Here is a 21,945-nt window from a genome sequence, read left to right as displayed (position 1 = left end):
GCCCCTCGCCCGGGAGGGCCCCGGGGGCGTGCCGCCCCCGGAGCGCGCTCCTACTTGAGCTGGTCCTCGGTGTAGTAGTCGCCGCCGATGATGACGTCCTTGTAGTTGCTCTCGTCCACGATCACCGGGTCGAGCAGGTACGAGGGGACGACCTTGGTGCCGTTGTCGTAGTCCTTGGTGTTGTTCACCTCGGGCTTGCCGCCCTTGAGCACGGCGTCGGCCATCTTGACCGTGACCTCCGCGAGCTTGCGGGTGTCCTTGAAGATGGTGGAGTACTGCTCGCCGGCGACGATCGACTTGACCGAGGCGAGCTCGGCGTCCTGGCCGGTCACGACCGGGTAGGGCTGGCCGCTGGTGCCGTAGCCGCTGCTCTTGAGCGCCGACAGGATGCCGATGGACAGGCCGTCGTAGGGCGACAGGACGCCGTCGACCTCGGCGCCGCCGGTGTAGGTCTTGGTGAGGATGTCCTCCATGCGCTTCTGCGCGGTGGCCGGGTCCCAGCGGAGGATGGCGGCGGTCTTGAAGTCGGTCTGGCCGCTCTTGACCTTCAGCGTGCCGTCGTCGATCTTCGGCTGGAGCACCGACATGGCGCCGTTCCAGAAGAACGTGGCGTTGTTGTCGTCGGGCGAACCGCCGAACAGCTCGACGTTGAACGGGCCCTTCTCGCCCTTGTCGACGCCGAGGCCCTGCAGCAGCGAGGTCGCCTGCTGGACGCCGACCTTGAAGTTGTCGAAGGTGGCGTAGTAGTCGACGTTGGGGCTGTTGCGGATGAGCCGGTCGTAGGCGATGACCGGGATCTTGTTGTCGGCCGCCTGCTGGAGCTGGGAGGTCAGCGCGGTGCCGTCGATCGAGGCGACGATCAGGAGCTTGGCGCCCTTGGTGATCTGGTTCTCGATCTGGTTGGCCTGGGTGGGGATGTCGTTCTCGGCGTACTGCAGGTCGACCTTGTAGCCGAGGGCTTCGAGCTGCTTCTTGACGTTGTCGCCGTCGTGGATCCACCGCTCGGACGACTTGGTCGGCATGGTGACGCCGACGAGGGCGCCGGCGTTGCCGCCCGCGGCGGCCTCGGACGCCTCGGCGTCGATGGTCTTCTGGGCGGAGCCGCAGGCCGTCATGGTCGCGGCGAGCGCGATGGCGGACACCACGCCCCCGATTCGTCCCAACCTCATCCTTGACTCTCCTCGTATGGGGGTTGCGGTGCTAAACCGTGATAAACCGGAACAAAGTTCGCATTACGTCTGGGCTGATTGTTATCGCTAACAACGCTGGTGTCAATGGACGACGGTAACCTCCCGGAAACGGTCCGGTAACCACAGGTGGCCAGGTCAGGGGCGTCTCCGGGCCGAGAACAGCCGCTGCAGCAGGATGAAGGCGAACAGCAGGAGGCCGATGAAGATCTTCGTCCACCACGAGCTGAGCGTCCCCTCGAAGCTGAGGATCGTCTGGATCAGCCCCAGCACGAGCACGCCCAGCACGGTGCCGAACAGGAACCCGGTGCCCCCGGTCAGCAGCGTGCCGCCGATGACGACCGCCGCGATGGCGTCCAGCTCCATGCCCACCGCGTGCAGGCCGTACCCGGAGAGCATGTAGAACGACAGCAGGACCCCGCCGAGCGCCGAGCAGAAGCCGGAGATCGTGTAGACGGCGACCTTCGTCCGGCCCACCGGCAGCCCCATGAGCAGCGCCGACTGCTCGCTGCCCCCGGTGGCGTAGACGGCCCGGCCCAGCCGCGTGTAGTGCAGCACGTACGCCGCCGCCAGCACCACCACGGCCGCGATCACCACGCTCGGCGAGATCCACAGATCGGCGAACAGGTCGATCCTGGTCTGCGCGAACGCCGTGAACGTGGCGTCCTCGATCGGGATCGACTCCGTGCCGATCGTGTAGCACAGCCCCCTGGCCAGGAACATCCCGGCCAGCGTGACGATGAACGGCTGGATGTCGAAGGCGTGCACCAGCCAGCCCATGAGCAGGCCCAGGCCCGACCCCACGAGCAGCACCAGCGGCACCACCACGTACGGCGGCCAGCCCGGCCCGGCCATCAGGCTCGCCGAGATCATCGTCGACAGCGCCACCACCGAGCCCACCGACAGGTCGATGCCGCCCGTCAGGATCACGAACGTCATCCCGACGGCCACGACCAGCAGGAACGCGTTGTCGATGAAGACGTTGAGCACCACCTGCCCGCTGGCGAACCCCTCGTAGCGGATCCCGCCCACCACGAACATGGCCACGAACAGGCACCCCGTCACCAGGACCGGGACATACCTGGCGGGGACGGCCCGCCCGCCGCCCAGGGAGAGCGTCGTCATGCCGTCACCCGCACCTTCTCCTCGGCCGGACGGGCGGAGGACGGCCGCCGCCGGCGGTGGAACACCTTCTCGCGGAACGCCGGCGACTGCACGAGGCAGACCGCCGCCACCACGAGCGCCTTGAACAGCAGCGTGGTCTCGGGCGGCACGCCGACGGAGTAGATCGTCGTGGTCAGCGTCTGGATGATGAGCGCGCCGAGCACGGTCCCGCCGAGCGAGAACCGGCCGCCGGCCAGCGACGTGCCGCCGATGACCACGGCCAGGATGGCGTCCAGCTCGATCCAGAGCCCGGCGTTGTTGCCGTCGGCGCTCGACACGTTCGAGCTGATCATGAGCCCGGCGACACCCGCGCACAGGGCCGCGAACGCGTACACCATGACGATGATCCCGCGCGCGCGGATGCCGGCCAGGCGGCTGGCCTCGGCGTTGCCGCCGACCGACTCGATGAGCAGGCCCAGCGCCAGCCGCCGCGTCAGGAACGCGGTGATCGCCAGCACCGCCAGCACCACGAGGACGCCGAACGGCACGGTCAGCCAGTAGCCGCCGCCGATCAGCTTGTAGGCCGGGTCGTTGACGGTGATGATCTGCCCGTCGGTGATGAGCTGGGCCAGGCCGCGCCCGGCGACCATGAGGATCAGCGTCGCGATGATCGGCTGGATGCCGATCCCGGCCACCAGGAACCCGTTCCAGGCGCCCAGCAGCGTGCTCAGCCCGAGCGCCAGCACGATCGCGGTGAACACGCCCTGGTCCTGGCTGAGCTGCAGGCACGCCAGCGCGCCGGAGATCGCCACCACCGAGCCCACCGACAGGTCGATGCCGCCGGTCGCGATGACGAGCGTCATGCCGAGCGAGACCAGGATGAGCGGCGCGCCGAAGCGCAGGATGTCGATCAGGCTCCCGTACAGGTGCCCCTCACGCACCTCCACCGACAGGAAGCCGGGGATGAAGGCCACGTTGACCAGCAACAGCGCGGCCAGGATCAGGAGCGGCCAGATCAGCCGCCGCATCGCCGCCATCACGTACGGCCTCCGCTCGCGATCGTCTCCATCAGCACGTCCGTGGTGAGCTCGGGCCCGTTGGGCAGCTCGGCGACCAGCCGCCGGTCGCGCAGCACGGCGACCTTGTGGCTGAGCCGCAGCACCTCCTCCAGCTCGGCGGAGATGAACAGCACCGCCATGCCGCCGCCGGACAGCTCGGCGACCAGGCGCTGGATCTCGGTCTTGGCGCCCACGTCGATGCCGCGGGTGGGCTCGTCAAGGATGAGCAGCCGCGGCTCCAGGATCAGCCAGCGGGCCAGCAGCACCTTCTGCTGGTTGCCGCCGCTCAGGTCGCGCACCAGGTGCTCGGGGTTGGGCGGGCTGATGCGCAGCGCCTTGACGTAGCGCTCGACCAGCTCGTCCTGCTGCTCGCGCGGCACCGGCCTGGTCCAGCCCCGCGTCGCCTGGAGCGCGAGGATGATGTTCTCGCGGACGGTCAGGTCCGGGATGAGGCCGTCGGCCTTGCGGTTCTCCGAGCAGAACGCGATCCCGTGGCCCATCGCGGCGCGCGGGGTGCGCAGCGACGCGGGCGCGCCGCCGACCGCCACCCGGCCGCCGCCCGCGTGGTCGGCGCCGAACAGCAGCCGGGCCACCTCCGTGCGGCCCGAGCCGAGCAGCCCGGCGAGCCCGACGACCTCGCCCTCGTGGATCGTGAGCGTGAACGGCTCGATCGCCCCGGCGCGGCCCAGCTCGCGGGCCTCCACCAGGGGCCGGTCGAAGGCCGCGGCCTCGCCGTGCAGCCGGTCGAGCGCGGCCAGCTCCTGGCCGATCATCTTGGCGACGAGGTCGACCTGGCTGAGCTCGCGCGTCGGGTACTCGCCGACGAGCCGGCCGTTGCGCAGGATCGTCATCCGGTCGGAGATCTCGTACACCTGGTCCAGGAAGTGCGACACGAACAGGATCGCGATGCCGTCGTCCTTGAGCCTGCGCATCACCTGGAAGAGCTGGCCCACCTCGTCGGCGTCCAGGCTGGAGGTGGGCTCGTCCAGGATGAGCACCCGGGCCTCGACGTCGAGGGCGCGGGCGATCGCCACCATCTGCTGGATCGCCAGCGAGTAGGCCGACAGCGGCGCCGACACGTCCAGGTCCAGCTCCAGCCTGGCGAGCAGCTCGCGGGCACGGGCCCGCATCCGCTTCCAGTCGATGCGGCCCCACCTGCGGGGCTCGCGGCCGATGAGGATGTTCTCCGCGACCGACAGGTTGGTGCAGAGGTTGACCTCCTGGTAGACGGTGCTGATGCCGGCCTGGCGGGCCTCCAGCGGGCTGCCGAACGCGACAGGCCGGCCGGCCAGCTCGATCGCGCCCTCGTCGGCCTGGTGGACGCCGGTCAGCACCTTGATCAGGGTGGACTTCCCGGCGCCGTTCTCGCCCATGAGCGCGTGCACCTCGCCGGGCAGCAGCCTCAGGTCCACGCCGTCCAGCGCGCGCACGCCAGGGAACTGTTTGCCGATCCCGCTCATCCGCAGGACCGGCGCGGGTGTGGCCATCGCCATCCCCTTCCGGTGGCGGGGCCGGGCCGCGGCCCGGCCCCTTGGGATCAGTACTGGCGGCTGGGCAGGGCCTGCTTGGCCTGCTCCTGGGTGAACGTGGTCTCCTCGGTCACCACGCGGGGCGGCACCTGCTCGCCCGCGACGACCTTCTTGGCCAGGTCCATGAGCTGCGGGCCGAGCAGCGGGGAGCACTCGACGATGTAGTTGATCTTCCCGTCGGCCAGGGCCTGCATGCCGTCCTTGACGGCGTCCACCGTGATGATCTTGATGTCGGTGCCGGGCGTCTTGCCCGCGCCCTCGATGGCCTCGATCGCGCCCAGACCCATGTCGTCGTTGTGCGCGTACAGCACGTCGATGTCCGGGTTGGACTTCAGGAACGCCTCCATGACCTCCTTGCCCTTGGCCCGGGTGAAGTCGCCGGTCTGCGAGGCGATGATCTTGAACTTGGGGTCGGCCCCGATGACCTCGGCGAAACCGGCCTTGCGGTCGTTGGCCGGGGCCGAGCCGGTGGTGCCCTGCAGCTCGACGATGTTGACCGGGCCGGACTCGTCCTTGTACTCCTCCACCAGCCACTGGCCGGCCTTCTTGCCCTCCTCGACGAAGTCGGAGCCGAGGAAGGTCTTGTAGAGCGAGGTGTCCTTGGAGTCGACGGCGCGGTCGGTCAGGATGACCGGGATCTTGGCGTTCTGCGCCTCCTTGAGCACGGTGTCCCAGCCCGACTCCACCACCGGCGAGAACGCGATCACGTCCACCTTCTGCTGGATGAACGAGCGGAGCGCCTTGATCTGGTTCTCCTGCTTCTGCTGGGCGTCGGAGAACTTCAGCTCGATGCCGGCGCTCTTGGCCGACTCCTGCACGGACTTGGTGTTCGCGGTGCGCCAGCCGCTCTCGGCGCCGACCTGGGAGAAGCCCATGGTGATCGAGTCGCCCGCGCCGCCCGCCGGGTCACTGCCGGTCGAGCCGCTGTTCGAACCGCATCCGGCCAGGGCGACGACGGCCGCCACCAGCACAGAGATCTTCTTCAACACGTGGGGGGTGTCCTTTCTGAAATTTGTGAGCGTTAACATTCTGTGGACGGCGTTCACCGTCCGGCCGCTCCGCCCGTCAGCGCGGAGCGGTGCTCGCGCGCCGGACGAAGGCCGGGGGCACGACGAGCCGCTCATGCTCGCCGCCGCCCTCGATCTGGCGCAGCAGCATGCCGATGCTGTGCCTGCCGACCGCGCCGAAGTCCTGCCTGACAGTGGTGAGCGGCGGTGAGAAGAACTCCGACTCGGGGATGTCGTCGAAGCCGACGACGCTCACCTGACCGGGCACTCTCACCCCCTGCTCGGTGAAGGCGCGCAGCACGCCGAGCGCCATCTGGTCGTTGGCGACGAAGACCGCGCTCACGTCGCGCATGGCCGCCAGGCGGCGACCGGCCTCGTAACCGGAACGCGGGCTCCAGTCACCGGCCAGCGGCTCCGGCGTCTCCCGGCCGGCCGCCTGCAGCGCGGCCCGCCACCCGGCGACCCGGCCCTCGGCCTCCAGCCAGTCGGACGGCCCTCTGACGTGCCAGACCGTCTCGTGTCCCAGCGAGAGCAGGTGCTCGGTGGCGAGCCTGCCCCCTTCGACCTGGTCCACGCAGACCACCGGCACGTCGCCGGCCTCGCCGCCCTCGACCGCGACGGCCGGGATGTCGAGCGGCAGGTCGGCCAGCGCCTGGGCGGCCGACCGCTGCGGGGCGACCACCACGATCCCGTCGACGCCCTGGTCAGCCAGGTAGTCGAGGGCGTCGCGGACGCCGCTCCTGTCGATGGACTTGAGGCTGACGATGCTGACGAAGTAACCGGCCGCCCGGGCCGCCTGCTCGATGCCGTAGACCGTGCTGGCGGGGCCGTACAGGGTGGTGTCAAAGCTGACCACGCCGAGCGTGCGCGAGTGCCTGGTGACCAGCGCGCGGGCGACGAGGTTGCGGCGGTAGCCCAGCTTGTCGATCGCCTCCAGAACCCTGGTGCGGGTCTCGCCGCGCACGTTGGGATGCTCGTTCAGCACGCGGGAGACCGTCTGGTGGGACACTCCCGCCTCCCTGGCCACGTCGGCCATGACAGGCGGGCGGCGCCCCTGGATGGATGCCACAGCCGTGCTCCTTTCCGGGCTTGGGAAGACTGTGAACGTTAACAACCAGTCTCGTCAAGCGTCGTTTCGATTACGGCCGCGTCACCGGCGGCGCGGTCAGGGTTTGCGGGCCACGCCGCCCGCGATGCAGACGCCGCCCAGCGTGAGGGGAAGCTCGACCGGCTGCTCCGGCCGCCACAGCGGCACGTGCACCACGCCGGGCTCGACCGGCTCCAGCCCGTCGAAGAAGCGCACGATCTCCTTCAGGTCACGGGCCCGCCCGGTGCCCAGCATCGCCAGCAGGACGCCCTCCAGCGCCCGCACCTCCGGCGCGCACGAGCAGAAGTGCGTGAGCTGCATGAAGCTGCCCGGCGCCAGCTTCGCCTTGTACGTGCCGACCAGCCCCTCCGGGCCCTCCTCGTCGCCCAGATGGTGCACGACGGCCACCAGCAGCAGGCCGATCGGCCGGGAGAAGTCCAGGAAGCCGGCCACCTTCGGATGCTCGAAGATCGCCTCCGGCTCGCGCAGGTCGGCGGTGATGACCCGGGTGTTGTCGTTGGTCTGCAGGATCGCGCGGGCATGGGCGAGCACGATCGGGTCGTTGTCGACGTAGACGACCTTGGCGCGCGGGTTGATCCGCTGGGCGACCGAGTGGGTGTTGTCCATCGTCGGCAGCCCGGAGCCGAGGTCGAGGAACTGGTCGATGCCCTGCTCGGTCATGTAGCGCACGCCGCGGAAAAGCATCGCGCGATTCTGCCGCGCGCCTTCGCCGCCGTCGGGGAAATGCTTCATGCCCTCCAGCGCTATCGCGCGGTCGACCGCGAAATTGTCCTTGCCGCCCAGGAAAGCGTCATAGACGCGGGCGATGCTGGGTTTGCTCGCGTCGATCTCCGGCGGCAGGTAATCCGGGTCCTGATGCGTCCAGCTGGGGGTTCCCTCGCCCATGAGCCACCTCGTCGATCGGCGTCGAATGCGTTCGGAGCATAGCGAGCGCGACATTCTTCCGCAGATCAGAATGAAACTTTCATTGGGCAATCAGCCCATTCGACGACATTCGTGCAATAGGGCAGGGAACCTCGCGCGGACGCCGATCGTTTCACCAGGAGAACGACGCGTACTCCGGAGGAGGGGCAGTGGGCTGGCACTACAGAAAGTCGATCAAGGTGGGCCCGTTCCGGGTCAACCTCTCACGGCACGGCGTCGGCCACAGCTTCGGCAACCGCCGCTTCCACGTGTCGACGACGCCCGACGGCCGCCGCCACGTCACCGTGCGCCTGCCCGGCGGCTTCCACGTGAGCAAGTCCTTCGGCAAGCGGCGCCACCACCGGCACTACCGCTACTGACGGGCAGCACGGCGAAGGCCCCGGGGACGTCCCCGGGGCCTTCACCGATCGTGGGTGGAGCTATGGGGATTCGAACCCCAGACCTCCTCCATGCCATGGAGGCGCGCTACCAACTGCGCCATAGCCCCTTGCGATGCGACGCCAGTGTATCGGAATCTCGGCACCCCCGTGTCACGCCCGGATGGCCGTGATACGTCTATGGGTTCATGTCTACCTTCGAAGAACATCGCCGCCTGCTGATCGGGGTGGCCTACCGGATCGTGGGCAGCATGGCCGACGCCGAGGACGTCGTGCAGGAGGCGTGGCTGCGCTGGTCCGGGGTGGACGAGAACGAGATCGCCGATCCGAAGGCGTTCCTGGTGCGGGTGACGTCGAGGCTGGCGCTGGACCGGCTGCGGTGGGCGCGCTCGCGGCGGGAGTCGTACGTGGGTCCGTGGCTGCCGGAGCCGGTGGGCACGACGCCGGACGTGGCCGAGCACGCCGAGCTGGCCGACAGCGTGGAGCTGGCGCTGCTGGTGGTGCTGGAGACGCTGTCGCCGCTGGAGCGGGCCGTGTTCGTGCTCAGGGAGGCGTTCGACCTGCCGTTCGGGGAGATCGCGGAGGTGATCGGGCGGGGCGAGGCGGCCACCCGGCAGCTCGCCAGGCGGGCGCGCGAGCACGTGCGGGAGAAGCGGCCGCGCTACGAGGCGGACCGGGCGGCCCGGCGGCGCATCACCGAGCGCTTCATCGGCGCCTCGGCGAACGGAGACCTCGGCGCCCTGATCGAGCTGCTGGCGGACGAGGTCACGCTGATCAGCGACAGCGGCGGCAAGGCCAGGGCGCCGCTGCGGGTGATGACGGGCGCGGACCCGATCTCCCGCTGGCTGGTGTCGATCAGCTCGGAGGAGGGCATCGCCCGGTTCCTGGCGTCGGTGGGGACCCCGCCGGACGCGGAGCTGTCGTTCGAGGTCGCGGAGGTGAACGGCGGCCCGGCGGCGGTGATCCGGGCGGCGGGACGCGTGGTGACCGTGGCGTCCCTCGTCGTCGTGGACGGGCGGATCGCGACGATCTACCTGATCGCCAACCCGGACAAGCTGACCCGCCTGGCCGCCGATCAGGCGTGAACGGCCCGCGGGATGCCGGCCTCGTCGACGAGCCGGGGCAGGTCGACGCCGGTCGCGTGGAGGATGCGGCCGGCCCCGTTGGCGCCGTCGGCGAGCAGGCCCCACAGCAGGCGCTCTCCGGTGACGGGGCCGGGCTTCCACTGGGCCACCTCGACGGCCTTGCGGGCGTGCATGGCCAGCGGGATCGCGCCGAGCGGCCCGTACAGCACGACGCGCAGCGGGCGCAGCGGCGTGCGGCGCAGCCGCCACAGGTCGGGCCGGTCGGCCCCGGCACGGGTGCGGCGGTGCACCTCGGCGAGGTCGATGCCGAGCGTGGCCAGCAGCGCGCGGGCGTCGCCGGTGTCGACGTGCTCGCGCACCGCCTCGGGGGTGGCGGTGAAGGCGTCGAGCGTGAAGGGCCGGATCTCGGCCAGCGCGAGCAGGAGCAGGTCGGTGTCGAGGACGGGACGGCCGGCGTCGAGGGCGAGCGTGCCGGCCCTGATCATCGTGCGGCGGGCGCCGTCGGTGAATCTCGTCAGCATCGTGCTACCTCCCGATCCGGCGGGCGTGCTTGCGGTGGGCGGACTGCCGTTTGACGCCAAGCGCGTCGGCCACCTGCTCCCAGGACCAGCCCTGGGCGCGGGCGTTGGAGACGTGCATGGCCTCCAGCTCCTCCAGCAGGACCCGGAGCGCGGCGACGGCGGCCAGGCCGGTGCCCGGGTCGCGATCGGCCGCCGCTTCGGCGAGTTCGGTGACGCTCATGCTGTCAGCATGCGCTGACAAGCACCCGCTTGTCAACACGTGCTGACACGCTTATGGCTGTCAGCGCGTGCTGACGGTTCACGGCGTCACGGTCGTGCGCATGGTGAGCGCCTGCTCCTCCAGGGCCAGCTCCACCGTGACCTCGCCCAGCTCGGCGGCCGAGCCGACGTGCGTGCCGCCGCACGGGATCGACGCCTCGCCCTCGGGCAGCGCGCAGGACCAGGTGCGGCGGGCGGTGAGCTCCGGCCCCGGCACGTCCAGCCGCACCGGCGCGCCGGACGCCACCCAGCCCTTGAGCCGCTCGTTCACCTCGGCCGCGACCTGGGCCGGGTCCAGCCCCTCGGCGGTGAACCCCTTCTTGCGCAGCGACTTGCCCAGCCGGTAGACGTCCACGCTCCCGTACGGGACGATCCGCGAGGAGGTGATCGCGCTCTGGTCGAAGTCGGGGTGGCCGAGCCCGTCGGCGGCGGTCTCCTTGCGCCAGCGCCCGGCCAGCGCGGCGTTGAGCGCGAGCGCGGCCAGGTGGCAGGCGGTGTGCCCGGCCGAGAGCGCGGCCCGGTGACCGGCGTCGACCACCAGGTCGACCTCGGCGCCGAGCGGCAGCGGCTCGTCGGTCACGTGCACGACCAGCCACCGCCAGCCGTCGGAGCCGCGCCGCACCGGGATGCCGGAGCCGAGCGCGATCTCGCCGCCGGAGCCGGACAGCGCCCCGGTCACGCAGTCCACGACGGTCAGCCCGCCGATGGTCCCCCGGTCGGCGGGCTGGTCGGGCCAGGTGTGGTCGAGCGGGTGGAAGGGCGTCTCGGCGGTGACGAGGCCGTGCCGCTCCCCCACCGGCACGGCCCCGACGATCGTGGAACGGCCGTTGACATGACCGTGCGGGAAGGTGACGACTGTCGAGTTCACCCCGTCATCCTGGCAGAGCGCTCGTCCTCCAGGTATCGGTTGCGCCCCGCGTACAGGCCGCTCACGAGCTGGACGACGATCACGGCCAGCATCATCGTGTACGGCAGCGCCCAGCCGCCGCCGGCCTCGCGCAGCACCCCGACGAGGAGCGGACCGGCGCCGGAGATGAGATAGCCGACGCTCTGCCCGAACGCCGACAGCGCGCCGGTGGCCTCGGGCGTGCGGGTGCGCAGTGCCAGCATGGTCAGCGCGAGCGGGAACGAGCCCATGCCGATCGCCACGAACACCACCCAGACCGGCGCGGTCGAGGCGGGCGCGAACCACAGCCCGAAGAAGCCGATGACGTAGGCGACGACCAGGCCGACCACGATGGGCCGCTGGTCGCGGAAGCGCGAGGCGACGACCGGGATCAGGATGGAGACGGGGATGTTCAGCGCGGTGAACACGCCGAGGACCATCCCGGCCTGCGCGGTGGTGTAGCCGGAGTCGGTGAGTATCGTGGCCAGCCAGCCGAACATGATGTAGGCGATCATCGACTGGGTGCCGAAGTAGACGGCGACCGTCCAGGCCAGCTTGCTCCTGGCCAGGCTGCGCATGCCGGCGCCGGCGCGGGCCTTGGCGCGCTCCGGCTCGCTGCGCAGCAGCGCCAGCCACGGCACGGCGGCGATCGCGGCGAACGCGGCCCACACGCCGAGCGCGACGTGCCAGTCGCCGGAGGCGCGCTCGATCGGCACGGTGGCCGCGGCGGCGAGCATGGTGCCGGTGGCCAGGGCGGTGGTGTAGACGGTCGTCATGACCCCGGTGCGGGCCGGGAAGTGGCGCTTGATCAGCGACGGGATGAGCACGTTGCCGACCGCGCCGCCCGAGAGCGCGACCGCGCTGCTGAGCAGGAAGACCGGCGCGGAGTCGACGAGCGCCCGGACGAGCATGCCGGCGCCGAGCGTGACGAGCGCGAGCAGCAGCAGGCGGTGCTGCCCGACGCGGTGGGCCAGCGTGGGCGTGATCGCGCCAACGGTGGCGAAGGCCAGCACGGGCAGCGTGGTGAGCAGGCCGGTCCCGACGCTGGTCATGCCGAGTCCGGCGGCGAGCTGGTCGAGCAGGGGGCCGACGCTGGTCACGGCGGTGCGCAGGTTGAGGGCCGCGAGGACGATTCCCAGCACGAGGAGCCAGGCGAGGGAGTTGGTTCTTCCTCGGGACTCGGGGGCGGCGAGCACAGTCATGCCGGGTCTGGTCCTCCACTCATCTAATCATGGGATGAATCACCATCTTAACAGATCCAAAACGCGCATCTATTCCGCAACCTGACAAACTCCCCGCTCAACCGGGGCGCGGACATGGCAAAGCCCCCGGCTGAGCCGGGGGCCTTCGGTTGCCTGCGGGACCGTTCCTGAGCGCCTACAGGACCGGGCGCGGTCCCTGCGGGGGGTCGTCGTGGGTGCCGCCCAGCGGGCCGGGCGGGGGCAGCGGAGGACCGTCGGAGTACGGGTCGCCGCCGCCTACGGTGCCGGGCGGCATCGGCCGGTCGCTCCCGCCGAGGCTGGAGCCGGTCTGGTGCGGGCCGGGCACGTCGCCGCGCCAGGCGCCGGTCTCGCCGCCGCGCGACTCGATGAACGTCTTGAACCGCTCCATGTCGCCGCGGATGCGGAGCTTGACGATCTGCAGCCAGTCACCGGCGGTCTCCACGAACCCCTGCGGGTCGTACTCCATCTGGAGCTTGACCCGGGCCGTGTCGGCGTCGAGCCGGTGGAAGGTGACCACGCCGGACTGGCTCGGCTTGTCGATCGACCGCCAGGCGATGCGCTCGTCCGGGTGCTGCTCCGTGATCTCGGCCTCGAACTCGCGCTTGACGCCCGCGATCTCGGTGATCCAGTGCGTGCGCGTGTCGGTGAGCTGTTTGATGGACTCGACGCCCTCCATGAACTCGGGGAAGCTCTCGAACTGGGTCCACTGGTCGTACGCGACCCTGACGGGAACATTGACGTCTACGGAGTGTTCGATCGTACTCATGGGTGACGTTGCTGCCCGCGCAGACGGCTCGCTAACGCCTGCGCAGCAGCCAGTAGAGGCCCACCAGCGGCAACACCAGCGGAATGTACAGATAGCCGCGGCCGTAACCGGACCACACGGTGGCGTCGGGGAAGGCGGCCGGGTCGAGCAGGCTCGCGGTGCCGATGACGAGGACCCCGGCCAGCTCGATGCCGAGCGCGGCCAGCGCGAGCCGCCGGGCGCCGCGCACGAGGGCGACGGTGAGCAGCACGTAGACGAGCGCGGCGAACGCCGACAGCGAGTAGGCCAGCGGCGCCTCGCCGAACCGGGTGGCGATCTGCACGCCGGCCCGCGCGCCGGCGGCCAGCGCGAACAGCCCGTACAGGGCGATCAGCGCACGGCCGGGACCGGCGCCGATGGGGGCGTGGCTCATGCGACGCCCTGCCAGATCTGCAGCACCCGCCCGGTCATCACCGCGATCGCGAACCCGGCCACGACCAGGATCGCCGGTCCCCACCGGCTGCGCTCGGCCAGGGCGAGGAACACCCCGGCGGGCGGGATGAGCACCATGCCGCCGAGGTAGCCGAAGAGCGTGACGGTGTCGTCCGGCCCGGCGCCGCCGGCCACCGCCGCGATCACGATGCCGAGCTGCACGAGCACGGCCACTTCGAGGACGGCGAAGCCGCCCAGCAGGACCATGCCCATGGGCCGGTCGCGGATGGCGGTGATCAGGCTCGCCAGCGCGAGCAGCAGCGAGCCGGCGATGACGATCGTGGCGACGGTGGTGTTCATCGGGGGCAAGGCTATCGCCCGGGCAGGTCGCCCTCGATTCCGTCCAGGACCCAGCGCAGGCCGCGCTCGAAGGTGTCGTCGGCGCCCCGCACGCCCTGCTCGATCATGGGGGCGAGCCGGGGGAACTCGCCCGTGGCGACGAGGTCGCGGATGTAGGGCTCGGCGAGCGCGGCGCGCTCGGCGTCGTTGACGCCGTCGGCGCGGGGCCGGGCGCGCTCGGCGGCCTCGCGGACGACGAAGCCGGTCACGTAGTCGACGACCGCCGCCATCGCGCGCCAGGTCTGGAGCCGGTCCAGGCCGAGCCCGTCGAACGCGGACAGCCTGCGCTCGACGTGGCGCAGCCCGTTGGGGCCGACGGCGACGGGCTGGGAGATCAGCTCGACCCGCCAGGGGTGGCGGCGCACCAGGTCGCGCTCGGCCCTGGCGAGCTGGACCAGCGCCTCGCGCCAGTCGGCGGGCAGCGGCTCGCCGGTGTCGAGCTCGGCGCTGATCTCGTCGAGCATGAGCGCGAGCAGGTCCTCCTTGCGCTCGATGTAGGTGTAGAGGCTCATCGCGCGGGCGCCGAGCTCGGCGGCGACGCGGCGGATGGAGACCGCGGCCAGCCCTTCGGCGTCGGCGACGGCCACGGCTGCGGCGACGATCGCCTCCCGGGTCAGCGCGGGGCGCCGCTGCGGCGCGGGGCGTGACCAGACGGAACTCACACCGCCATCCTAAGCCAGCCGCTACAGTGTACGAGAATGATACGCTGTACGGCATGCGAGACAACGTACGAACCACCGGGCCGGTCGTGCTGCTCGGCGTGGTCATGACGATGCTCGACACGACGATCGTCAACGTGGCGCTCGGCCCTCTGGCGGGCGGGTTCGGCGCGAGCCTGGCCGACACGCAGTGGGTGGCGACCGGCTACCTGCTCGCCCTGGTGATGACCGTGCCCCTCTCGGGCTGGGCGGTCGGCCGGTTCGGCGCCCGGAAGGTGTGGCTGGTCTCCCTGCTGCTGTTCGGCGCCGGGTCGGCCCTGTGCGCCGCCGCCTGGTCGGTGGGCTCGCTGGTGGCCTTCCGCGCGGTCCAGGGGCTCGGCGGCGGGCTGCTGCTCCCCGTCGGGCAGGCGATGCTCGCGCGGGCGGCGGGCCCGGAGCGGATGGGCCGGGCGATGGCGCTGATCTCCGTCCCGGCGATGCTGGCGCCCGTGGCGGGGCCGGTCCTCGGCGGCGTGCTCCTCGACGGGCCGGGCTGGCGCTGGCTGTTCCTGGTCAACCTGCCCGTCTGCGCCGCCGCGCTGGTCGCGGCGGCGCTGCTGCTGCCGCGCGACGAGCCCGCCGGGGCGGCCGGGCTGGACGTCGCCGGGCTGGCCCTGCTGTCCCCCGGGCTGGCCGCGCTGGTGTTCGGCCTGTCGGAGGTCGGCGACGGCGCCTCGCCCGCGCATCCGGCGCTGTGGATCGGCGCGGCCCTGCTGGCGGCCTTCGTCGCACGCGGCCTGCGGACCCCGGCGGCGTCCGTGGCACGGGGGCCGCGGACGCCGCCGGCGCTCGTGGACCTGCGGCTGTTCGGCGACCGCGCGTTCGCGGCGGCGGTGGCGGCGCTGGCCTGCTACTCGGCGGCGGCGTTCGGCGTGACCGTGCTCATCCCGCTGCACAGCCAGCTCGCCCAGGGCGGCAGCGCGCTGGAGGCCGGCCTGCTGCTGGCCCCCCTGGGCGTCGGCGCGGCGCTCACCATGCCCCTCGCGGGCAGGCTCACCGACAGCCGGGGCCCGCGCGGCGTCGCGACCGCCGGGGTGGCGCTGGTGGTGGCGGGCATCGCCGGCTACGCAGCGTGGGGCGGGGTGCTGCCAGTGCTCGTGCTGGGGCTCGGGCACGGGTTGGTGTCGCCGTCGCTGATGGCCGCCGCGTTCCGCACCCTGGACCGGGCCGCGCTCCCGGCCGCGACCACGCTCAGCACCATCGCCGTACGGGTCGCGTCCCCGGTGGGCGTCGCGCTGGCGGCCGTGCTGCTCCAGGTGTTCACCCGGGCGGGCGCGGACCGGCCGTACGCGTGGGTCTTCGGCTGCGTGCTGGCGCTGGCCGCCGTCCCGCTCGCCCCGATCGCGCTCATAGGATCGAAGGCGTGGAAAGCATCCTGGTCAGCGCGTGCCTGATGGGCCGTCGGGTGCGCTACGACGGCGGCGCCAAGACCAGCTCCGACGAGCGGCTGGCCGCCTGGTGGCGGGAGGGCCGGCTGGTGCCGTTCTGCCCGGAGGTCGAGGGCGGGCTGGCGATCCCGCGCCCGGCCGCCGAGATCGAGGGCGGCGCGGGCGGCGCGGCGGTGCTGGCCGGGACGGCCCGGGTGCTGGCGGCCGACGGCTCCGACGTCACCGCCGAGTTCGTGGCCGGCGCGCGGGCCGCGCTGGCCGCCGCCCGTGACGCCGCGGCGCGGCTGGCCGTGCTCAAGGAGGGCAGCCCGTCGTGCGGCGCGCTGGCGATCTACGACGGCACGTTCGCCGGCCGCCGGGTCGCCGGTCAGGGCGTGACGACGGCGCTGCTGGAGGAGCACGGCATCCGGGTCTTCACCGAGGAGCAGGTCGCCGAGGCCGCCGCCTACCTGCGCACCCTGGAGACGTAGAAGGCGCCGCCCAGCCCGATCCCGAGCAGCACGGCGACCGAGCGGTGATACCAGTCGAGCAGCGGGTCGGGGTCGGTCGCGCCGAACGCGACGGCCAGGATGCCCAGCAGCACCCCCGACAGCGCGGCGGCGTGCGCGTAGACGATCCCGTCCCACGCCCACGGCCGCCGGGCCAGCGCGCCGTAGCCTGCCACGGCGAGCGCGCACGCGCAGGCCGTCTCCACGATCGCGGCCGGGACGATCACCGGCTGGCTCAGCGGCACCACCGCGATCCCGGCGTGCAGCAGCGCCGCCACGGCGAAGACCACCCCGTACACCAGGCATGCGGCGCCCAGCGCCGTCCGCAACACGTCCATGCCCCCACGCTGCCACCCGCGCGGGGGCGGCGAATCCTCCCTGAGGGTGGCCGCCGGATACGACCGCCGGGGTAGCCCGGGGATCGGGAAATCAGAAAGTCCCCTTCGCGGAAACCTTCTGCCTCTCCCGGGAGTCCTTAGAGGCAGGGGCCCGGGCACGAACACGATTCGCCAACGGGGAGAGGACTCGGCCATGCCAGTCGACCTGACCAACGAACAGCCCTTGGCCTGGGATTCGGCCACGCTCGACGCCGACACCAGGGCGATGCTGGACAATCTCCAGCCGAACATCCTGCGCGCGCACGTCCGCGAGCACCTGACGGTGCTGTTCGTCCGCTTCAACGACGTCGCGGAGGGCAGGCGTTACCTGAGGAAGATCGCGGTGACCAGCATGAAGTCGGCCCGCGAGCACCTGAAGGAGGTGCGCGACCACGCCCGCGACGGGCGGCGCGGCACCCCGTACGTGGGCGTCGGCCTGAGCAAGGCCGGCTACCGCGACCTCGGCCACTCGGTCGAGGACATGCGCAGGTTCGGCGACGTGGTGTTCCGCGACGGGATGAAGCGGCGCGTCGCCGAGGTGAACGACCCGCCGGTGGAGGAGTGGGAGAACTGCTACCAGCGGGAGATCCACGCCGTCATCCTCATCGGCGACGCCGAGCCGGAGCCGGTGGCGGCGCTGCGCGAGCGGTTCCTGCGCGACCTGCCCGAGAGCGCCCGGCTGCTGGGCGAGGAGAGCGGCCAGGGCATGCGCAACCCGGCGGGCGACGGCATCGAGCACTTCGGCTACGTCGACGGCCGCAGCCAGCCGCTGTTCCTCAAGGACGAGGTGGACAAGGAGCCCGGGAAGCACTGGAACCCGGCGTTCCCGCTGAGCGGCGTCCTGGTGCCGGACCCGCTGGCGCCGGACCCGGAGCGCCACTTCGGCAGCTACTTCGTCTTCCGCAAGCTGGAGCAGAACGTCCGCGCGTTCAAGGAGATCGAGCAGGAGCTGGCCGACAGCCTGGGCCTGACGGGCGCCGACCGCGACCGGGCGGGCGCGATGCTCGTCGGCCGATTCAAGGACGGCACCCCGCTCACGCTCAAGCCGAAGGCGGGCGGCGGCCCGGTGGTCAACGACTTCACCTTCGACGCCGACCCGGACGGCACCAGGTGCCCGTTCAGCGGGCACATCAGGAAGACGAACCCGCGCTCGTTCGGCCGTGAGGTGCTCATGGCCAGGCGGGGCCAGACCTACGGGGAGCGCGCCGACGACCCGTGGGACGACGCGCCCCCGCACACGCGCCCGAGCGGCGAGGTGGGCCTGCTGTTCATGGCCTTCAACAGCAGCCTGCTCGACCAGTTCGAGTTCACCCAGCAGAGCTGGGCCGACAACCCGGACTTCGAGCGCCCGGCCACCGGCCACGACCCGGTGATCGGCCAGGGGGCGCGTGACGTCAAGGTCACCTTCCCGAAGGTGTGGGGCGAGCCGGAGCAGTCGCCGCCGCACCGGCAGGTGCCCCAGACGGTCACGATGAAGGGCGGCGAGTACTTCTTCATGCCGTCGCTGGCCTACCTGCGCGGGCTGTGAGCTGGAGGGGAGCGGCCCGCGCCGCTCCCCTCACCCGGTCAGCGGGTGGCCTGCACCTGCGCGGTCACGGCGGCGGCACCCGCCTTGGCCGCTGTCGTGCGCGCGCCGCCCGCTCCCGGCAGGCTCCGGTCGTAGGCGTAGGTGACGGCCGAGTGCACGATCGCGCCGGTGTTCACCAGCAGCGCCTTGGTGCTGACGTTGGCGATCGTGTCGCACGCCTTGTGGTAGCACGGGTCGTACGGCTCGCCGGCGGTGCCGCCGAACAGCGCCTGCTCCTCCGGCGTCTTGACGCCCTCGGCGCCGGTGAACAGGCCGCCCGCCGGGATGCCCGCCGCGATGAACGGCCCGTAGTCGGAGCGGCCGTCGAAGTCGGTGCCGACGTGGCCCAGGCGCAGCGTGTCGAAGTAGCGCGCGAACGTCTGCTCGATCTCGGCGGATCCGGGCGGCCCGGCCGGCGCGCCCGTCGCGTCGGAGTCGTCACCGTCGTAGATCTTGTACGCGAAGTTCGGCGAGCCGATCATGTCGAAGTTCAGGTACAGCTTGATCCTGGCCAGCTCGTCGGGCGTCAGGTTCGCCACGTAGTGCTCCGAGCCGAGCAGGTTCAGCTCCTCGGCGCCCCACCAGGCGAAGCGCATCTTGTTGACCGTCGGCAGCCGCGACATGAGCAGGGCGGTCTCCAGGATGCCCGCGCTGCCGGTGCCGTTGTCGTTGATGCCGGGGCCGGGCACCACGCTGTCGAGGTGGGCGCCGAGCATGACGACGTTGTCCGGGTTGCCGCCGCGCGACTCGGCGATCACGTTGTGGGTGACGCGGATCTCGCTCTCGGTGTCGGTCGCCACGCGCATCACGGTGCCCGCGGTGGCGGCCAGCTCCTGGCCGACGGCGAAGCTCGTACCGACGACCGGGATCGTCACGGGCACGCCCAGCGTGCCCTGGAGGGTGTCGGTGCGGCCGGGCTGGCCCTCGTTGAAGATGATCACGGCGACGGCGCCTGCCGCCTGGGCGTTCTCCGCCTTGACCCGGAAGTCGCAGGAGCCGCGCTGGACGAGCGCGATGTTGCCCGGCGTGAACCCGGCGAAGTCGGCGGCCTCGCAGCCGGAGGTGGAGCCGGGGGTGGGCGGCGGCGGGAGCTGCAGGTCGACGTTCTGGAGGGTGGCGGTGACGTCGCCGGAGCCCGAGTAGGTCATGGTCGCGAACTCGCCGACCGAGCTGCCGTCCGGCGGCGTCGGGGTGAACGTGCGCGGGTTCGGCGAGACGCGCTGCATGGCCGCCGTGGCGTTCTCCTGGAAGAACGGGAACTCGAACGGCTGCAGCGTCACCCGGTAACCGGCACGGCGCAGCTGCCCGGCCACGTAGTCGCGGGAGGCGTCGTAGCCGGGGGTGCCGGAGGCCCGGGTGCCGCCGTTGGCGTCGGCGATCCGCTGGAACGCCTCCAGGTGCCGGGTGACGAGTTGCGCCTTGACGGACCTGGCGAGCGACGAGGGGCTCGGGTCCGCCTGGGCCGGGGTGACCAGCGCGAGCGGAAGGGTGAGGGCCACGGCCAGGGTGCCGGCTCGGGCCACTCCCTTGGGGAGGTGGAAGCGCATATGGCTCCTCCGCGAAGAGGGTGAGTGTTTCGGTGTCCCCCGATTTCTTGCACGCTGTTGGAACGTAACGAGCCCGCCGCCTCCTGAAAAGACCCATAAATGGGGGTCATTTCACTGGTTTGCTGCTCTCCAGGTCTTTACCTTTTCGGCTCGCATCGCCTCACCCAACCCGGAAGGCCCGCCGGGGATCATGGCCTCAGGGGGTCGGGGCATGCTGCGGGCGTTTCTGAAGACCGAGGCGGGCAGCACCAGCGTGCTGCTCGCGGCCACGGTGCTGGCCCTGCTGTGGGCGAACTCGCCCTGGGGCGACACCTACGAGGCGTTCTGGCACACCCCGATGGGCCTGTCCTTCGGCGACGCCACGTTCTCCCTCGACCTGCGCCACTGGGTGAACGACGGGCTCATGACGATCTTCTTCTTCGTCATCGGCCTGGAGATCTCGTACGAGGCGCGGCTGGGCCAGCTCGCCGACCGGCGGCTGATCGCCGTGCCCGCGATCGCCGCGTTCGGCGGCATGATCGTGCCCGCGGCCGTCTACCTCGTCTTCAACGCGGGCGGGCCCGGCGCCGCCGGGTGGGGCGTGCCGATCGCCACCGACACCGCGTTCGTGCTCGGGCTGCTCGCCGTCGTGGGGGCCCGGTGCCCGTACCCGTTGCGGGCCTTCCTGCTCACGCTGGCCATCGTGGACGACATCCTGGCCATCATGATCATCGCGATCTTCTACACCGCGACGCTGGTGGTCCCCGCGCTGGTCACCGCGATCCTGCTGCTGGCCGCGATCGTGACCCTGCGCTGGCTGCGCATCTGGCGGGCGCCCGCCTACATCCTGCTCGGCTTCGCGCTGTGGGTGGCCACGCTGGAGAGCGGCGTGCATCCCACCCTGGTCGGCATCGCGCTCGGCGTCCTCGTGTTCGTGTACGCGCCCAGCGACCACAAGCTGCTGCGCGCCGGGGAGGCCGTGCAGGAGTTCACCACCTCCCCCAGCCCGCGCGCGGCCGAGCGGGCCACCCGGCTGGTGCGCCGGGCGGTCTCGGTCAACGAACGCCTCCAGCTCCGCCTGCACCCGTGGAGCAGCTACGTCATCGTGCCGATCTTCGCCCTGGCCAACGCCGGGGTCCGGCTCGACGGCGACACGCTGCGGGCCGCCGCGACCTCGCCCATCGCGCTCGGCGTCGCGCTCGGCCTGCTCCTCGGCAAGATCACCGGCATCACCCTCGGCACCTGGCTGCCGCTGCGGCTCAACTGGGGCGTGCTGCCGGGCAACCTGGTGTGGGGCCAGATCCTCGGCGGGGCGGCGGTGTCGGGCATCGGGTTCACCGTCGCCCTGTTCATCGTCGACCTGGCCTTCGAGGACCCGCTCGTGCACAGCGAGGCGAAGATCGGCATCCTGGCCGGATCGCTGCTGTCGGCGCTGCTCGGCTGGGTGATCTTCAAGCTGGCCTGGGACCGGGGCGGCGTGTGCGCCCCGCCGCAGACGGAGCCGGAGGAAGAGCTGCCGGTGCTGCTCGGCGAGCCCGTCGGGCCGGACGATCACGTGCTCGGCCCCCCGGACGCGCCGGTGACGATCGTCGAATACGGCGACTTCGAATGCCCCTACTGCGGCCGCCTCCACCCGGTGCTCCAGGAACTGCGCCGCCGCCATCCCGACCTGCGGATCGTCTTCCGGCACTACCCGCTGCGCACCGTGCACCCGCGCGCCGTGGCCGCCGCGCTGGCCTCGGAGGGCGCGGCCCTCGGCGGCCGGTTCTGGGAGATGCACGACCTGCTGTTCCGCAACCAGCGCCACCTCACCGACCAGGACCTCGCCCGCTACGCCGCCGGGCTCGGCGTCGAACCGTGGCCCGACGTGCCCGCCCAGACCGCCCGCGTCGCCCGCGACGAGGCGTCCGGCCACGCCAGCGGCGTCCGCGGCACGCCCACCCTGTTCGTCAACGGCCTGCGCCATCAGGGTGACTTCGACCTGGAGTCCCTGAGTGAGGCGGTGGATCTCGCGCGTCCCACCCCGTAACGTCTCTACGCGGACATCCCCTCAACGGG

23 protein-coding genes and 1 tRNA gene are annotated in these 21,945 nt (G+C 71.6%); 6 read left to right on the top strand and 18 right to left on the bottom strand.

Annotated elements, in window-relative coordinates; all coding sequences use genetic code 11:
• Positions 1-50: 50 nt before the first annotated feature.
• From chvE to ACBI99_RS07950, 7 genes are all read right to left on the bottom strand, one after another.
• On the bottom strand, positions 51-1,169 hold the full coding sequence (chvE, locus tag ACBI99_RS07980; RefSeq protein ID WP_246645166.1) for a multiple monosaccharide ABC transporter substrate-binding protein: 1,119 nt from the start codon (positions 1,167-1,169) through the stop codon (positions 51-53).
• Between the two features lie 156 nt (positions 1,170-1,325).
• A complete protein-coding gene (yjfF, locus tag ACBI99_RS07975) occupies positions 1,326-2,312 on the bottom strand; it encodes a galactofuranose ABC transporter, permease protein YjfF (RefSeq protein ID WP_219506800.1) in 987 nt (328 codons plus the stop codon).
• Entirely contained in the window at positions 2,309-3,319 is a 1,011-nt protein-coding gene (locus ACBI99_RS07970) for an ABC transporter permease (protein ID WP_219506802.1), read from the bottom strand. The genes yjfF and ACBI99_RS07970 overlap by 4 nt, the downstream gene beginning before the upstream one ends.
• 8 nt (positions 3,320-3,327) lie before the next feature.
• Entirely contained in the window at positions 3,328-4,836 is a 1,509-nt protein-coding gene (locus ACBI99_RS07965) for a sugar ABC transporter ATP-binding protein (protein ID WP_375071987.1), read from the bottom strand.
• Positions 4,837-4,886: 50 nt separating this feature from the next.
• A complete protein-coding gene (locus tag ACBI99_RS07960; RefSeq protein ID WP_357588640.1) occupies positions 4,887-5,867 on the bottom strand; it encodes an ABC transporter substrate-binding protein in 981 nt (326 codons plus the stop codon).
• A 76-nt stretch (positions 5,868-5,943) separates the two neighbouring features.
• Positions 5,944-6,921 (bottom strand): LacI family DNA-binding transcriptional regulator, encoded by a 978-nt coding sequence (locus ACBI99_RS07955; protein WP_375072234.1) that lies wholly within the window; start codon positions 6,919-6,921, stop codon positions 5,944-5,946.
• A gap of 129 nt (positions 6,922-7,050) precedes the next feature.
• A complete protein-coding gene (locus ACBI99_RS07950) occupies positions 7,051-7,878 on the bottom strand; it encodes an SAM-dependent methyltransferase (protein WP_375071986.1) in 828 nt (275 codons plus the stop codon).
• Between the two features lie 188 nt (positions 7,879-8,066).
• On the opposite strand from ACBI99_RS07950, the gene ACBI99_RS07945 reads away from it, so the two are divergent.
• Positions 8,067-8,276, top strand: coding sequence for a DUF4236 domain-containing protein (locus tag ACBI99_RS07945; protein WP_219506809.1), 210 nt, complete (start codon positions 8,067-8,069; stop codon positions 8,274-8,276).
• A 55-nt stretch (positions 8,277-8,331) separates the two neighbouring features.
• On the opposite strand, the gene ACBI99_RS07940 is transcribed toward ACBI99_RS07945, so the two are convergent.
• Positions 8,332-8,404, bottom strand: a tRNA-Ala gene (locus ACBI99_RS07940).
• A gap of 78 nt (positions 8,405-8,482) precedes the next feature.
• Between ACBI99_RS07940 and sigJ the strand changes: the two genes are divergently transcribed.
• The gene (sigJ, locus tag ACBI99_RS07935; protein ID WP_375071985.1) at positions 8,483-9,379 is read left to right on the top strand and encodes an RNA polymerase sigma factor SigJ; all 897 of its coding nucleotides are present in this window, start codon (positions 8,483-8,485) and stop codon (positions 9,377-9,379) included.
• On the opposite strand, the gene ACBI99_RS07930 is transcribed toward sigJ, so the two are convergent.
• From ACBI99_RS07930 to ACBI99_RS07895, 8 genes are all read right to left on the bottom strand, one after another.
• Positions 9,370-9,900, bottom strand: coding sequence for a Clp protease N-terminal domain-containing protein (locus tag ACBI99_RS07930; protein WP_357588644.1), 531 nt, complete (start codon positions 9,898-9,900; stop codon positions 9,370-9,372). The two genes, sigJ and ACBI99_RS07930, sit on opposite strands and share 10 nt — an antisense overlap.
• Positions 9,901-9,904: 4 nt before the next feature.
• Positions 9,905-10,120 carry a helix-turn-helix domain-containing protein gene (locus ACBI99_RS07925; protein WP_219506817.1) on the bottom strand — a complete coding sequence of 72 codons (216 nt, stop codon included), beginning with the start codon at positions 10,118-10,120 and terminating at the stop codon, positions 9,905-9,907.
• 78 nt (positions 10,121-10,198) lie between these two features.
• On the bottom strand, positions 10,199-11,026 hold the full coding sequence (locus ACBI99_RS07920) for a metal-dependent hydrolase (protein WP_375071984.1): 828 nt from the start codon (positions 11,024-11,026) through the stop codon (positions 10,199-10,201).
• A complete protein-coding gene (locus tag ACBI99_RS07915) occupies positions 11,023-12,246 on the bottom strand; it encodes an MFS transporter (RefSeq protein WP_219506821.1) in 1,224 nt (407 codons plus the stop codon). The genes ACBI99_RS07920 and ACBI99_RS07915 overlap by 4 nt, the downstream gene beginning before the upstream one ends.
• 175 nt (positions 12,247-12,421) lie before the next feature.
• Positions 12,422-13,033, bottom strand: coding sequence for an SRPBCC family protein (locus ACBI99_RS07910; RefSeq protein ID WP_375071983.1), 612 nt, complete (start codon positions 13,031-13,033; stop codon positions 12,422-12,424).
• 31 nt (positions 13,034-13,064) lie between these two features.
• Positions 13,065-13,445 (bottom strand): hypothetical protein, encoded by a 381-nt coding sequence (locus ACBI99_RS07905; protein ID WP_219506825.1) that lies wholly within the window; start codon positions 13,443-13,445, stop codon positions 13,065-13,067.
• A complete protein-coding gene (locus ACBI99_RS07900) occupies positions 13,442-13,804 on the bottom strand; it encodes a hypothetical protein (protein ID WP_357588649.1) in 363 nt (120 codons plus the stop codon). The genes ACBI99_RS07905 and ACBI99_RS07900 overlap by 4 nt, the downstream gene beginning before the upstream one ends.
• Before the next feature lie 11 nt (positions 13,805-13,815).
• Positions 13,816-14,505: a TetR/AcrR family transcriptional regulator C-terminal domain-containing protein gene (locus ACBI99_RS07895; RefSeq protein WP_357588651.1), complete on the bottom strand. Its 690-nt coding sequence runs from the start codon at positions 14,503-14,505 to the stop codon at positions 13,816-13,818.
• Between the two features lie 53 nt (positions 14,506-14,558).
• Here ACBI99_RS07895 and ACBI99_RS07890 point away from each other — a divergent pair, with 53 nt between their 5' ends.
• Together ACBI99_RS07890 and ACBI99_RS07885 are read left to right on the top strand one after the other, a co-directional pair.
• Positions 14,559-15,935: a DHA2 family efflux MFS transporter permease subunit gene (locus tag ACBI99_RS07890; protein ID WP_375071982.1), complete on the top strand. Its 1,377-nt coding sequence runs from the start codon at positions 14,559-14,561 to the stop codon at positions 15,933-15,935.
• Positions 15,905-16,399, top strand: coding sequence for a DUF523 domain-containing protein (locus tag ACBI99_RS07885; protein WP_357588654.1), 495 nt, complete (start codon positions 15,905-15,907; stop codon positions 16,397-16,399). Before ACBI99_RS07890 ends, ACBI99_RS07885 begins: the two co-directional genes overlap by 31 nt.
• Here ACBI99_RS07885 and ACBI99_RS07880 read toward each other — a convergent pair.
• Positions 16,375-16,755: a hypothetical protein gene (locus ACBI99_RS07880; RefSeq protein WP_219506836.1), complete on the bottom strand. Its 381-nt coding sequence runs from the start codon at positions 16,753-16,755 to the stop codon at positions 16,375-16,377. The two genes, ACBI99_RS07885 and ACBI99_RS07880, sit on opposite strands and share 25 nt — an antisense overlap.
• 193 nt (positions 16,756-16,948) lie before the next feature.
• On the opposite strand from ACBI99_RS07880, the gene ACBI99_RS07875 reads away from it, so the two are divergent.
• The gene (locus ACBI99_RS07875) at positions 16,949-18,322 is read left to right on the top strand and encodes a Dyp-type peroxidase (RefSeq protein WP_375071981.1); all 1,374 of its coding nucleotides are present in this window, start codon (positions 16,949-16,951) and stop codon (positions 18,320-18,322) included.
• Between the two features lie 38 nt (positions 18,323-18,360).
• Here ACBI99_RS07875 and ACBI99_RS07870 read toward each other — a convergent pair whose 3' ends face one another.
• Positions 18,361-19,908, bottom strand: coding sequence for a M28 family metallopeptidase (locus ACBI99_RS07870; RefSeq protein ID WP_357588656.1), 1,548 nt, complete (start codon positions 19,906-19,908; stop codon positions 18,361-18,363).
• 211 nt (positions 19,909-20,119) lie between these two features.
• Here ACBI99_RS07870 and nhaA point away from each other — a divergent pair, with 211 nt between their 5' ends.
• Entirely contained in the window at positions 20,120-21,916 is a 1,797-nt protein-coding gene (nhaA, locus tag ACBI99_RS07865) for a Na+/H+ antiporter NhaA (RefSeq protein ID WP_357588658.1), read from the top strand.
• The last annotated feature ends 29 nt before the right edge of the window (positions 21,917-21,945 follow it).

It is taken from the genome of Nonomuraea sp. ATR24 (assembly GCF_041950485.1).
GTDB classification, from domain to species: domain Bacteria; phylum Actinomycetota; class Actinomycetes; order Streptosporangiales; family Streptosporangiaceae; genus Nonomuraea; species Nonomuraea ceibae.
Note: the sequence above shows the minus strand (reverse complement) of the source record. Positions and strands in the feature narration are given on the sequence as shown.

What these genes read in the sequence shown, in the direction of transcription:
- chvE (WP_246645166.1), bottom strand. Translation starts at nt 1,169, where the DNA reads ATGAGGTTGGGACGAATCGGGGGCGTGGTGTCCGCCATCGCGCTCGCC.
- sigJ (WP_375071985.1), top strand. Translation starts at nt 8,483, where the DNA reads ATGTCTACCTTCGAAGAACATCGCCGCCTGCTGATCGGGGTGGCCTAC.
- ACBI99_RS07950 (WP_375071986.1), bottom strand. Translation starts at nt 7,878, where the DNA reads ATGGGCGAGGGAACCCCCAGCTGGACGCATCAGGACCCGGATTACCTG.
- ACBI99_RS07905 (WP_219506825.1), bottom strand. Translation starts at nt 13,445, where the DNA reads ATGAGCCACGCCCCCATCGGCGCCGGTCCCGGCCGTGCGCTGATCGCC.
- ACBI99_RS07880 (WP_219506836.1), bottom strand. Translation starts at nt 16,755, where the DNA reads ATGGACGTGTTGCGGACGGCGCTGGGCGCCGCATGCCTGGTGTACGGG.
- ACBI99_RS07910 (WP_375071983.1), bottom strand. Translation starts at nt 13,033, where the DNA reads ATGAGTACGATCGAACACTCCGTAGACGTCAATGTTCCCGTCAGGGTC.
- ACBI99_RS07930 (WP_357588644.1), bottom strand. Translation starts at nt 9,900, where the DNA reads ATGCTGACGAGATTCACCGACGGCGCCCGCCGCACGATGATCAGGGCC.
- ACBI99_RS07890 (WP_375071982.1), top strand. Translation starts at nt 14,559, where the DNA reads ATGCGAGACAACGTACGAACCACCGGGCCGGTCGTGCTGCTCGGCGTG.
- ACBI99_RS07875 (WP_375071981.1), top strand. Translation starts at nt 16,949, where the DNA reads ATGCCAGTCGACCTGACCAACGAACAGCCCTTGGCCTGGGATTCGGCC.
- ACBI99_RS07970 (WP_219506802.1), bottom strand. Translation starts at nt 3,319, where the DNA reads ATGCGGCGGCTGATCTGGCCGCTCCTGATCCTGGCCGCGCTGTTGCTG.
- ACBI99_RS07870 (WP_357588656.1), bottom strand. Translation starts at nt 19,908, where the DNA reads ATGCGCTTCCACCTCCCCAAGGGAGTGGCCCGAGCCGGCACCCTGGCC.
- ACBI99_RS07965 (WP_375071987.1), bottom strand. Translation starts at nt 4,836, where the DNA reads ATGGCCACACCCGCGCCGGTCCTGCGGATGAGCGGGATCGGCAAACAG.
- yjfF (WP_219506800.1), bottom strand. Translation starts at nt 2,312, where the DNA reads ATGACGACGCTCTCCCTGGGCGGCGGGCGGGCCGTCCCCGCCAGGTAT.
- ACBI99_RS07955 (WP_375072234.1), bottom strand. Translation starts at nt 6,921, where the DNA reads ATGGCCGACGTGGCCAGGGAGGCGGGAGTGTCCCACCAGACGGTCTCC.
- nhaA (WP_357588658.1), top strand. Translation starts at nt 20,120, where the DNA reads ATGCTGCGGGCGTTTCTGAAGACCGAGGCGGGCAGCACCAGCGTGCTG.
- ACBI99_RS07900 (WP_357588649.1), bottom strand. Translation starts at nt 13,804, where the DNA reads ATGAACACCACCGTCGCCACGATCGTCATCGCCGGCTCGCTGCTGCTC.
- ACBI99_RS07915 (WP_219506821.1), bottom strand. Translation starts at nt 12,246, where the DNA reads ATGACTGTGCTCGCCGCCCCCGAGTCCCGAGGAAGAACCAACTCCCTC.
- ACBI99_RS07925 (WP_219506817.1), bottom strand. Translation starts at nt 10,120, where the DNA reads ATGAGCGTCACCGAACTCGCCGAAGCGGCGGCCGATCGCGACCCGGGC.